Source organism: Staphylococcus sp. HMSC071G07, from assembly GCF_001811435.1.
Classification (GTDB): domain Bacteria; phylum Bacillota; class Bacilli; order Staphylococcales; family Staphylococcaceae; genus Staphylococcus; species Staphylococcus pettenkoferi.
The window spans coordinates 86533-99914 of the sequence record NZ_KV804778.1; the positions used below are offsets into that span (position 1 = coordinate 86533).

Annotated in this window: 9 protein-coding genes; 7 read left to right on the forward strand and 2 right to left on the reverse strand. The window is 39.6% G+C overall.

What is annotated here, in order from left to right; genetic code table 11:
• The first annotated feature begins 40 nt into the window (after positions 1–40).
• A complete protein-coding gene (locus HMPREF2802_RS12170; protein ID WP_002472818.1) occupies positions 41–199 on the forward strand; it encodes a hypothetical protein in 159 nt (52 codons plus the stop codon).
• 1903 nt (positions 200–2102) lie between these two features.
• On the opposite strand, the gene HMPREF2802_RS08710 is transcribed toward HMPREF2802_RS12170, so the two are convergent.
• Entirely contained in the window at positions 2103–3500 is a 1398-nt protein-coding gene (locus HMPREF2802_RS08710) for an MFS transporter (RefSeq protein WP_070503708.1), read from the reverse strand.
• A gap of 172 nt (positions 3501–3672) precedes the next feature.
• On the opposite strand from HMPREF2802_RS08710, the gene HMPREF2802_RS08715 reads away from it, so the two are divergent.
• From HMPREF2802_RS08715 to cls, 6 genes are all read left to right on the forward strand, one after another.
• Entirely contained in the window at positions 3673–4422 is a 750-nt protein-coding gene (locus HMPREF2802_RS08715) for a glycerophosphoryl diester phosphodiesterase (protein WP_002471152.1), read from the forward strand.
• Between the two features lie 15 nt (positions 4423–4437).
• Complete coding sequence (locus tag HMPREF2802_RS08720; protein ID WP_070503711.1) at positions 4438–5439, forward strand: LLM class flavin-dependent oxidoreductase; 1002 nt, start codon at positions 4438–4440, stop codon at positions 5437–5439.
• Between the two features lie 817 nt (positions 5440–6256).
• The gene (locus tag HMPREF2802_RS08725) at positions 6257–8047 is read left to right on the forward strand and encodes a purple acid phosphatase family protein (RefSeq protein ID WP_070503714.1); all 1791 of its coding nucleotides are present in this window, start codon (positions 6257–6259) and stop codon (positions 8045–8047) included.
• A gap of 50 nt (positions 8048–8097) precedes the next feature.
• Positions 8098–8757, forward strand: coding sequence for a hypothetical protein (locus HMPREF2802_RS08730; RefSeq protein ID WP_070503717.1), 660 nt, complete (start codon positions 8098–8100; stop codon positions 8755–8757).
• A 603-nt stretch (positions 8758–9360) separates the two neighbouring features.
• Complete coding sequence (locus HMPREF2802_RS08740) at positions 9361–10299, forward strand: ketopantoate reductase family protein (protein WP_049407314.1); 939 nt, start codon at positions 9361–9363, stop codon at positions 10297–10299.
• A 279-nt stretch (positions 10300–10578) separates the two neighbouring features.
• Positions 10579–12060: a cardiolipin synthase gene (gene cls / locus HMPREF2802_RS08745; protein WP_070503719.1), complete on the forward strand. Its 1482-nt coding sequence runs from the start codon at positions 10579–10581 to the stop codon at positions 12058–12060.
• A 159-nt stretch (positions 12061–12219) separates the two neighbouring features.
• On the opposite strand, the gene HMPREF2802_RS08750 is transcribed toward cls, so the two are convergent.
• On the reverse strand, positions 12220–13113 hold the full coding sequence (locus tag HMPREF2802_RS08750) for a fructose bisphosphate aldolase (protein WP_070503722.1): 894 nt from the start codon (positions 13111–13113) through the stop codon (positions 12220–12222).
• Positions 13114–13382 lie beyond the last annotated feature (269 nt).

Below are 13382 nucleotides of genomic sequence, written 5' to 3' on the forward strand. Positions count from 1 at the left end.
GATTTGATAGTATTAATTTCTCGATCCTGCTCGCCACATCATGGAGAAATTGAAACTCGTTGTGACGAAAGGTAAAGGACGTGTTAAAGCTCTTATAACAGCTTGCGAAGATTATACGTTAGAAATCTTTGAAGATAGACTCTCCAAACTTAACTTGAAGATGGAAGTCAAAGAAGTTGAAATGGACTGTGGAGAGTAGAAGAAGTTGTGATTTAGAGCCGTTAGATTGAAAAATAAAAGTGGTATATCTAAAGAGAAAAGTGTATACTAAAGAAAAGGACGACATGTTGTAGCATGTCGTCCCAGTAAGCCCGTTTATGACGGTAGCTGTTGAATTTTGCATTATAAGCCATCCAACAACTCAAGTTGAGATGGCTTATTTTACGTCTTTAAAAACGTCAATCAGAAGTTGAATTGACATTAACATAATTACTGCCAACTCATAATCTGACATACTTACTCTCCTTTCGGAAGTTACTGCCAAAAATTTCATAGGCATCACCTTCCTTAGTAGAAGTTCAGCTACCACCATCAACTTGCTTACAAGAATTATTATACCATGTGATTGCCTAAAATGGACAAACAAATTTATTTTATTAATTTAGAATAATAATAAATAATTTAGCGGTTGTGCTACGAATTTTATGATTTGATAGTATTAATTTCTCGATCCTGCCCGTCACATCATGGAGAATTTGAAACCCGTCGTGACGAAAGGTAAAGGACGTGTCAAAGCTCTCATAACAGCTTGCGAAAATCACACGTTAGAGATCTTTGGAGATAGACTCTCAAAACTTAACTTGAGGATGGAAGTAGAAGAAGTTGAAATGGACTGTGGAGAGTAGAAGAAGTTGTGAATTAGAGCCGTTAGCTTGAAAAATAAAAGTGGTATTTCTAAAGTAAAAAGTGTATACTAAAGAAAAGAACGACATGCGGTAACATGTCGTCCCAGTAAGCCCGTTAAAGACGGTGGCTGTTAATTTGTGAGAATAAGTCATCAACAACCAAAGTTATGATGGCTTATTTTTTTATGCTTTAATTACCAAAAACTAATGTTTGAATCGATGTTAATAATAACATCGCTAATTCAAAATCAGTCATTTACTCTCCTTTCTAGGAGAGCGAGCCATTAAGAGCATAGGCATCACCTTCCTTAATAGAAGATTAGCCACCATCATCAACTTACTTACAAGAAGTATTATACCATGGGGTTGTCTAGAATGGACATACAAATTTATTTTATTAAATTAGAATATTAATAAATAATTCAGGGGTTGCGCTGTGATATTTTCTGTTTTTATAGTAGTATTATTTTAAGTTATGCAGTATAATTGAATTAAGGAGACATGCTGAACATGTCACCCTAGTTTAAGACGGTAGCTGTAAAATAATAGGTGTTTAAGCCATTACAACCAAAGTTATGATGCTTAATTTTTGTCTTCAAAAACGTTAATCAGAAGTTGAACTGACATTAATATTATAAATGCTAATTCATAGTCTGACATACTTACTTTCCTTTCTAGGAGAGCTAGCTATTAAGAGCATAGGCATCACATTATTTGAGTTTAAGTTATTGTTACAGCATGAAGGGTTGAAACGTAAATCACATTTACGTTTCAGCTCTTTTTTTATGAGCCTCTATAATAAAATAGTCTTGGAAGTAACAAATAGATTTACTTCCAAGACTAATAACGTCTTTAATATTAAAATGAGTTACCTAAACTAAATAGTATATTAGTAGAAGTATCATATTTCTCGAAACACTCTAATTAAACCTCACACCACCAACAGTAATGATAGGAGAGGTTGAGTGTGAGATGTTTATATTAATAGTTTAGAACGAATTTCATAAATTTATTGAACATAGCAACACAAGTAAAGAGGGTAGAGGAGACGACACTCTTGAGGGAACAAGCTCACAGTGAAAATCCATTCAAAACGCGCAGCAAGCGTTTTGAATGGATTTTCACTGTGAGCCCCTAAGAAAGGGAGTCTAACCTCTACCCCAATACGCAGTATTGCAAATTAGTAGAAGACACTAAAATCCAACTATTGCAAATTAGTCCGATTCACATTATTAAATTCTAGACAGCCTCATAACACTAAACCTTTTCAATATACTGATCCTCATACTCTAAATCCTTACCCACAGGTTCCCATCGGATCAACGTCGTCACAACCACACCTATAATAGGGAACACCGCCAGAATCAACATCGTCTTATTCAAACCATAGCTACCATAAATAATAGGAAACACAAACGTCCCAAACATACTACCAAACCGGCTCACCGACTCAACAAAGCCAGTCCCCTTACCGCGAAGAATCGTCGGATAAGACAACGACGCAATCGCCTTACCCTGCGTTCCCGGACCACTCGAATGCCCAAACAAGAACACAGCAACCATCGCCGCAATCAACCAAGTCATCGTCTGACCATAGAAATTACCGATGAGCAACATCATACTCGCCACAAGCGTAAAGCCAATAATAGTAAGACGTCGCGCACCCAATTTCGGCGTCAGCAGCGCGCCAGTCAAACCACCAAAGATACCTGCAATATTAATCAACGCAGTACCCGTCAATGATTGAAGCTTATCTTGCCCCATAATCGTCGTCGCAATCAACGGTATGTAGAGACCAATCGCATAGTACTGCATCCCTTGCAGCGTCGCAATCGCTGTAGCAAGAATTGTACGCGGGCGATAACGTTTGTTAAAGAGCGTTCGCATCGGATGTTTCACTTCGCGATGTTCATACGTCGCATTTTCACCCTGATCAGGCGCAATATTCACCGTGATATTATAGTTCTTATCAAGTTCCTTACATGCCTCTTCAAGCGTTTTATTCTTCATAGACCAAGTTGGACTTTCACTGAGGTAGAATAAGCGTAATATTAAAATGATTGTCGCAAACACAGCGCCCATACCTACGGAGTAACGCCACAACAACGCGCCTGTACCTAAACTATAGAAGAACATTACAATCAGTGCTGAAGTCACGACTGCAATGTACCAAACTACTTGCCAATAATTGACGTTACGGCCTTTCGCTTTCTTATTACTAATTTCAGCTACAAAGGTAAAAGCCACTGGGCTATCCATTCCAATCGCAAAGCCCATGAGCAAGCGGAAACAAAGCAAGACAGATGGTACCGGAGCAAGCGCCGCACCAATTGAGCCAATAATTAAAGAAATCAGAGAAATTGAGAGAATTAATTTCCGGCCGAGCTTATCCGCATAGAAACCACCAATGGCTGCACCGAATAGTGCACCAAAGGGCATCGCAGTCATGATGTAAGATAAATACGTCTTAGATAGCGTGAATTCTGACGTCAGTTGATCGGTCGCCGTACCGAGAATCGTTAAGTCATACGCATCAAGAAAGATCGTACCGAGAACGATGATGAGTAACAACGCCGTTCGTTTCGTATTCTTCTGACCATTAACATAATCGATAATATCTTGTTTCGTGTGAATCGTGATGGCGGATTGTGCCATTCCAATCCCTCCCCAATATGTAATGTAGTTAAACAGTTCTGAATGGAAATCTGAGATTCATCCATGTGATAATAGCGATGTAGTATCACAGGTATGCATTGTTAGTATACAATGACCTGAACAGAATTACGATTGATAATTTACAAAGTCAGAAATATTAGGAGCTGAATTTATGTTTACAGTCTTTGGTCATCGTGGATTACCATCGAAAGCACCGGAGAATACATTAGCCTCATTTAAAGCTGCTTCTGAAGTGGAAGGAGCACAATGGTTAGAATTAGATGTAGGTATCACGAAAGATGAACAACTCATCATTATTCATGATGATTATTTAGAACGGACGACGACTATGTCCGGAGAAATTACCCAACTTAACTATTCAGAGATGAAGGAGACTTCCGCAGGTCTGTGGTATGGTGATGAATTCAAAGAGGAACGTTTACCGACTTTTAAACAGATCGTGGAGCTAGCCAACACGTATCAAATGAATCTCAACGTGGAGTTGAAAGGTGTGACAGGTCCGAATGGCACAGCACTCTCTCGCAGTATGGTGGAACAGGTTCATTACCAACTGCAAGAGTTAGACGAGGGGCTCGATGTGCTAATTTCTAGTTTCAATCTTCCGTTGTTAAAAATGAGCGAAGCCATCATGCCAGAATATCGTCGTGCAGTTTTATATAAAAATGCGTATTTCAAAGAAGACTTCCGCACCGTTATGGATTTCTGCAATGCGCAAATTATTAATATTCAAGATGCGAAATTGACTGAAGCACGCGTGAAGATGATTAAGTCAGCAGGCTATGAACTCAATGTGTGGACAGTAAACAAATTAGCACGTGCCAATCAACTTGCGAATTGGGGCGTGGATGGCATATTCACAGATAAATTGGATCAACTCATCCATCTATCTCAACGTGATTAAGAGGTGTAGATCAACATGGTACGTTTGAGTATCTTAGATTATTCACAAATTGATGAAGGTAAAGATGCAGAACAAGCGTTACAAGACACGATACGCTTAGCAAAGTTAGCTGATCGACTCGGGTACCACCGTTTCTGGGTGACCGAGCATCACAATGTACCTGCATTTGCGTGTAGTAGCCCGGAGTTGCTGATGATGCACATTGCGAGTCAGACAGAACGCATACGTGTCGGCTCAGGTGGTGTGATGTTGCCTCACTACAGTCCTTACAAAGTAGCGGAGAACATGCGTATGCTTGAAACGTTCTATCCGCATAGAGTGGATGTCGGCGTCGGCAACACGTATGGCACGCTGTTAGTGAAACGCGCGTTAGACGAGATGCAGTCGGAGTATAAAGATTATCGTCAAAGCGTGACGGATTTGAAGCGATACTTAACTGAATCTGCAGTGACGCTACGAGGACAGTCATTAGTGGCGCAACCTGTCGTATCTCGAATACCTGAAATGTGGCTGTTGAGCACGAGTGAGAGAACTGGCCGTTTAGCCGGTGAATTGGGTTTAGGTTTCACGGTGGGCACCTTTCTTTTGCCTAACCAACGCATGATTGATGGTACCAAGCGCAGTGTAGCCGCGTATCGTTCTGAGTTCGAAGCGAGCGAAATGAGCACGAAACCGCACGTGATGGTGACGGCGTTTATTGTGATTACTGAGACAGAGGACGAAGCGGAACAGTTAGCGCAAGCGTTGGATATTTGGTTATTAGGTAAAAAGCAATTTGCTGAATTCGAACGCTTTCCTTCAATCCAGACCGCGCAGGAATATCAACCCACTGATCGTGATCAAGAACGCATGACAGACCATCGCTCAAGTATCTTAGTAGGAACTGCGCAGTCGATTCAGCCGCAATTAGACGCATTGATTGAGATGTTCGATGCAGACGAAGTATTAGTATCACCACTATTACCAGATATTGAATCCCGTTGTAAGGCCATCGAGTTATTGGCAGAGACAATCTAATATCAGAGAAACACCTTAAATTGCGAGAGGATGAAGTTGTGATACTTTGTCGAATTGCGATTTGAGGTGTTTTTTAGCTTGAATAAAAACGTTGTGGCCTAGAACTATCATGCGTCTCGAGCGCACATTGAAAAATTGAACAGACATAAATTTTAATGCTAGTAGGATATGATGAAATGATTTAATTGTTACTACAGTAATTTATATACTTAACGTTCTAAATAACATAATATATGACATGATTGACTTTAAAGAAGTACCTGTATTTAAAAGGAGTGCAATAATAATTTTTACTCATAACATTTTCTTAAAGTGATGTACGCTATTTTTCGAAGCAACCCAATTAAAAGAATAAATAAAGAGATGTGTTGGAAACGAGTAGAATTACTAATGATTATTGTAAAGAACTGGAATAAACTTTCATACTCTTACAATACAAGTGAAGGGAGAAGACGATACTCCTGAGGGATTAAGGTCACAGCGAAAATCCATTTTTCGAACTGTAAAGTGAGAAAAATTAGTTGAGCGTGACCCCCTAGGAAAGGGAATCAATTCTCCCAATACGAAGTATTGTCTTACTCAATGTATTAAAATATTATAAGCAAAATAGAAATTTAAAGTGTTATTAATTAGTTGAATGTGGCCCCTAAATGAGGGAGAATCAGTCCTTTTTGAAAGGGGATTATGTATAAATAGCCTTATATCATTATATAGTGAAAGAACTTTAAACAAACTTTACAACACCTTAACCATTAGTTATTAAACGCTTGCTACGGTAAAAGTAGTTCAAAAACTATAAGAGAAGGTGTTGGAAAAGATGTCAAAGCACAATCATTTCAAAAAAGTATCACGCAGCGCACTCACGCTGGCACTCGCACTAGGACTTGTCGTACCTGTGGCAAATTCAGGTGAAGCACAAGCTTCTGGTGGCGGAGGTACCTCTCAACAACAAGGACCTCAACTTCAAAAGGAAAAGCCTAAAGTAGCGCCCGTACCTGCTAAAGATCAGCCGAACCGTATCGTTACCAACTTTAACGGTAATACGAAACACGAAATGGCATTCAATTGGTATACGACACATCAATTCAAAGATGCGAAAGTATGGGTGTCGGAAGATCCTAATTTTACAAATCCAAAAACGTTTAAAGCACAATCTAAAAAAGTGAAGTCTAAATACGTCGAACGTGACCAAAATGGTAACTTTATCTTCAAAGATGTGAAGAAAGATGACGATGGTAAGCCGATTAAAGATAAAAATGGTAAAGAACAAAGTAATGGCTACTTCACAGATAAAAATGTTTCCGGCCCAGAATGGACGAGTGGAGATCAACAAGGGGAAGTGAATCTCACGTCTCAAACGGAACATACATACAAAGCACATGCGAAAGGGCTCAAGCCGAATCATACGTATTACTATCGCGTAGGTAGTGAAGATGGGCCGAAGAGTGAAGTCGGTCATTTCAAGACATCAGGTAAAAAAGGTGATCCGTTTAAATTCGTGCAATACACAGATACGCAGAATGCTTTCTGGAATGAGCATGCACGCAATGAAGCACAGTTCGGCGCAGATACGTTACAACGCGCAATTCAAACTGCGGGTCAACCGGACTTCGCACTCCATACAGGTGATTTCGTTGAATCAGCGGAAGTAGAGGACGAGTGGAAAGATCTTTACGATCAGTCACGTCCATCCTTCATGTCACAGCCTCTCGCAGCCGTTTCAGGTAACCATGATGAACGTCCGCTAGATGACGATAACGATGACAAATTGCTCGATCGTTTCAACCGTCACGTCAATGTTCCGAAAGGGAATAACGCGATGAACGGTGGCTCTTATTATTCCTTCGACTACAATGGTGCGCATATGGTGGTAGCGAATACGAATGATAATAAGAAAGGTAAAGACAATCCTGACGGCAAAGCCATTGGTAAAAAGCAAATGGAATGGATTAAGAATGATATTAAACAAGCACGTAAGAAAGGTTCTAAGTGGGTCATTTTAAACTTACACAAACCGATGTACTCTAAATCCTATCATGCGCTTTCAGACGACGATGTGAAAAAAGTACGTAAAGAACTGACGAAAGAAATTGATGATCTTGATGTCGATCTCGTACTACAAGGTCACGACCATGTGCTCGCGCGTACGAAAGTGCTACAACACACGGATACGAAGAATAGTTTCGTCAACGCGAAGACTGAAAATGTGAAACAAGTGAAAGGTAAGGATAACGTCAAATACTACGACAATCCGAAAGGTTCTGTGTACGTGCTTCCTAATACAGGCGGTACGAAAGAGTATGATTCTATCACTGACAAGTCGTTGAAACATATCAAGAAAGTGCGTCCTGAATTGAGCTGGTTGAAACGCAAAGACTTAGATCATTACAATAGCTTGTTCGCACTAGGTCGTCAGCCACAAAAATCAGATGCATTTAAAGATAAACACTCCAATAATCGTGACTCTTCAAACCAAAACTTCTCAGTGTATGAAGTGAAAGGTAACAAATTGAAAGTGAAGATTTATCAATTGAGTGGTGACATGACGAAAGGTGAACCACGACAAACGAAATTAATTGATGAATTTGGAATTAAGAAAGATAAATAAGGTGCGAGTGAGTCAAAGTAAATTGAGGCAGCAAGGAGGTGACGGTCAGTTTGAAATTGAAATTATGGCAAGGTGTAGCTGTCGTGAGTTTAGCGCTAATACTCGGTGGATGTAGTTCTGAAAGCGACAGTCACGCGAAAACAGAACAGGCACACACTCAAAAGAGTGACACACAGCATACTCACTTAGTTTCACAGAATCAGAAAGCACAACTCAAGAAGGAAGTTATACAGTATTTTAAACAACATAGCTCAACACAGGCACCTGCTTTCACCACACGTTACTTCGCTGGTGGAACGATATCGTCGGGTGACTGGTATGCGGTAACGCCAAAAGGACAACTACAGGTGAGTAATCGGGGTAAGCCTGGAGCGAAAGCTTTTAAAAAACATAATGTGGTCGGTATGACGACGTATACGAGTAAAGACGGACGAAAAGGGTTAGACCCTCAAGCGAAGTCATTGTCTAATATCGAAGGTTATACGCGAGTGGCGAAGATGGACCGTCCTATTAAGAAATACTTGTTCGCTGATGATGGTAAAGTGTATGAAGCGAAGTTTAGCGGACAGGACACCACGTTGTCTACCGGATTTGCGCCTAAAGATCACAACGATAAAGATCCGAATTTGGCACCAAACGACGTGTTTAAACCGACTTCTGATAAACAGTTAGCTGACTTTTGGAAGAGGACACTTGAAGAAGCGGATTAGTTTAAAAATAACGGTTTGAAAGTTACCAACATGTCTTTATATAAATGCTTGTAAATTCCATGTGTAAAATCATATAATTAAAGAAAGTTATTGCGCGTAATGAGTCAAATAATGAAAGGTTGAGATAACGTTAACTAACCCTTATTAAGATGCGACAGTTTTACAACTACTATGTCCTTTCATCATGATTTGCGTTGCAATAACTTTCTTACCTTTATGGTAACGTCTTGTCACTTCAGTTTCACGAATGATTTTGAAAGGTAGACAGTGGTCTATCTTTTGAGGTCCAATGCTATGGCGAGAAGCTTAGTAGAGCGTCTATACGTTGGGTCAATTGTAGCTGTGTTTCGACGAGCGAATACGCTTAATACTACAACTCATTTTAATACACTACATGCTGGCTCGTTTGAAATGTTAAGCGACTTAAAGCGTATAGAAAACGGAGTGCATTTTACTATAACTATGAGAAATAAAGAAGAATAGAATATAAATTTCTGAATAATCTAACTTGAAGTCTGGTGCATTAGCATATAATTTGTCATAATTAAGATAGAAGCCTAAAGCAAATACAGAATAGGCGATACGAAATGGGAGTGACAAATTATGAAGACAATTGCTATCGCAGGTGCAGGCGCTATGGGTGGCCGTATCGGTACGCAAATACAAGAAGCGGGTTACGATGTGACACTGCTCGATTATTGGAAAGAACACGTTGAGAAGATTAATCGCGACGGTATTGAAATTCAAACGGAAACGGACACATATCATCTTGATATCAAAGCGAAGTTTCCGGAAGAAGTAAACGAACAGTATGATCTCATCATTATCTTAACAAAAGCGATGAAGTCGAAAGAGATGATTGAGGTGTTGAATCAACGTGGTGCGATTAAGTCAGACACAGCCATTCTGACAATGATGAATGGTCTTGGACATGATGAAACGTTCGCGACGGTCGTTCCGAAATCTCAAATCTTCCTCGCTGTGACGATGTGGACGGCAGGTATGAGAGGTCCAGGTCAGCTGTTGCTTGAAGGTGACGGTACAATTGAGTTGCAACGTGTCGACGGTGTTGCTGACGAACGCACAGAAACGATTAATCAAATCTTTAACGATGCGAAGCTCAATTCTCGCGTTTCTGATAACGTCTTCCAATCTGTATGGTCTAAAGCGACACTCAATAGTGTGCTCAATCCTTTATGTACGATTTTGGATAAAAGAATTGGAGAGTTCGCTCAATATGAGCAATCACGTGAGATGATTACGCCAATTATTGAAGAAATTGTAGCTGTAGCTGAGGCGAAAGGGATTGAACTTAACTTTGATGATTTAGTTAAAAAAGTAGAAGGTTCTTATCCTGATGAGCTACAAGGTCTACACTATCCATCTATGCATCAAGATTTACACAGTGGCCGTTATACTGAAATTGATTATTTAAATGGTAAAATCGCTCAGTATGGTAAAGAGGTTGGTGTGGCGACACCAACGAATGCATTGCTCACACATATGATTCATCAACTTGAGATGAAATATGTTGAAGCGTAATGTAAATTGATAGAATTCACTTAGCCGGTAGTCTGCGGGGTGTCTTACCTTAGACTGCCGGCACTCTTATGTTCAGAAATAGCGAAGATGTATACACAATTTTTGTACTTTTTATTGAAACACTTTTAGGGAAAATATAGAATGAAAAGTAATCAACCTTGTAATAATGATAGAAGTTTGACGCTAAATGAGTCAGGGAGGAGAGCGCCTACCCTTTCTCATCAACTTCTTAATAAAAAGAGTTGTAACCAGATTAAGAAATATAGATGAGGTGAAATTATGCAGATACTCTTTGATGCTGCAGTCAGCCCAGTTTATCGTGGTATATTGGCTTTCTTCCTCGTAATTAACGTGGTACTCGCCTTTATTATCGTCTTCTTGGATCGAGATCGACGTGAAGCCACATCGACTTGGGCTTGGTTATTCCTATTATTTATTATGCCTATCGTCGGATTCTTTGCATATATCTTCTTTGGACGTGCGGTACGTAAGAAACGTCAGACGAATACGTACTACAACCCAATTGATGATGATTTGCATCGTAAGAACTATCAACAAGAGAATCCACAGAAATATATTCATGAAGCGCACAATCCTGTAGTTCGTAAACACAGTGATATCGTGAAGACCCTTTTAACGAAAGAAGCGTCGTTCCTCAGTCATAACAACCATATCGATGTGTATACTGATGGACACGATTTATACCGTCAAATGTTAGAAGACATGCGTAATGCGAAGAATTTTATACATATTGAAATTTACACACTTGAGCTAGATGGTTTAGGTAAAGAAATTATCGATGTGTTAGAAGAGAAATTGGGAGAAGGGCTTGAAGTCAAGCTCCTCTATGATGCAGTCGGCTCTAAGACGATTCACAAATCGAAATTTAGTCATTTCCAATCGCTTGGTGGCCAGGTCGAAGCTTTCTTTAAAGCGAAGATTCCATTTATGAACTTCCGTGTCAATAACCGTAATCACCGCAAGATTACTGTTATTGACGGTCAGAAAGGTTATGTCGGTGGTTTCAACATGGGTGACGACTATTTAGGGAAAGGTAAGCTAGGTTACTGGCGAGATACGCACTTCCGTGTCCAAGGGGATGGCGTAGATGCGCTAGAGTTGAGCTTTATTCATGACTGGAACTCACAATCTCACAGGGAACAACTGTCATACAACGAGAAGTATTTCCCTAAAAATGCTTACGAAGATGGCGACAAGTCTATGCAGATTGCCTTGAGTGCGCCGAGTGACAATTGGCATCAAATCGAGTTCGGTTATATGAAGATGATCATGAACGCGAAGAAATCGATTTACATGCATTCACCATATTTTATCCCAGATAATGGTTATATTAATGCCTTACGTATTGCGGCGAAATCAGGTGTCGATGTCAACTTGATTATTCCTTGTAAGCCAGACCACATGCTCGTGTATTGGGCGACAATTACGAGTGTGGCGCAGCTCATCAATGATGGCGTGAATGTCTATACGTATGAGAATGGCTTTATTCACTCTAAGATGATGGTGATTGACGAAGAGGTTGTCAGCGTCGGTTCTGCCAACATGGACCATCGTAGCTTCGAACTTAACTTTGAGTGTAATGCGTTTGTTTATGACGACAAAGTGGCGAAACATTTAATTGAGAAATTCAAAGAGGACTTGAAAGTATCAGAGAAACTCACGAAAGAACGTTACGAACAACGCTCTACGTGGATTAAATTTAAACAATCGATTGCGAAACTCGCGTCACCAATTCTTTAATAGGTGGCTTAAAGCTAGGGATATCCGTTTGGACGATATCCTTAGTCTTTTTATTGTGATGTTAAAAGTGGAGTTGTGCGTCGAAATATGAATAATATAAGCGCAATATTAAAGCGGCTACCTCAAATGATGAGATAGCCGCTATTCTTATGGCATCTATTATTGAACTTTGTTCACTGATGCATCGTAGATTGAATCGATTGTTTCACCTAAGATCTTGTCGAATTCTTCGTCTGATTGACTTACACGTAAGTCGTTGATTAAAGCACGAGAGAAGCTTGCGATTAAGTCTTTGTTTTGTTTAAGTACTTCGTTTGCATGTTCTCTGCTGTAACCACCAGATAAAGCAACGACACGTACCATGTTAGGGTGGTTAATTACTTCTTCGTATTGGTTTGCTTTAGTAGGGATAGTGATCTTAAGCATAACAAGTTGATCTTCATCTAATTTGTTTAAGTGTTCTAACACTTTTTTAGATAAATATTCTTCGATTTCTTGTTTGTGTTCAGCATTGATATTTACTTCTGGTTCAATGATAGGTACTAAACCTTTAGCAATAATTTGTTTTGCTACTTCAAATTGTTGTTCAACAACTTGGTCGATACCTTCTTTATTGAATTCTAAAATGTTTGAACGCATTTTAGTACCGAAGATTTTGTGGTCATTTGCACGGTCTAACAACTTGTCTAAATCAGGGATAGGTTTCATAAGTTGAACGCCGTTTTCTTCTTTATCTAAACCTTTGTCGACTTTTAAGAATGGTACCACACCTTTGTCAGCGAGGAAGTCACCAGTGTGTTTACCTTGAACTTCGCGGTCCATAGTTTGTTCGAAGAGGATAGCACCGATGATTTTGTCTCCTGTGAATTCAGGGGATGACACGATACGTGTACGCATATCGTGAACGAGTTTGAACATTTCGTCATCATTAGAGTATTGATCTTCTTCAATACCGTAGCCTTTCAATGCTTTAGGAGTACTACCGCCACTTTGGTCTAATGCTGCGATAAAGCCTTTGCCATTCTTCATTTTATCTAATTGTTCTTGATTCATTTCTTACTTCCACTCCTTTAGTTAATCTCAGTTATAGTATGCTAAAAATTCGGTCATAACGCAAATAGTAGCGCTTGTTTTTAGCGAAAATTTTGTGCTTTTTGGCAAGATAGCGCTTACTTTTTGGAGGGGTAGGTTGTGTGAGGTTTAATGGGAGAAATACATGCTTGGGATTTGTATTTTCTTCTGTAAGTAATGAAATAGAAAGTCTTCGATTTGTTTTCAATGTTTTGACTCTAGCTTCTTACGGGAATGCAACCCCTAAATAC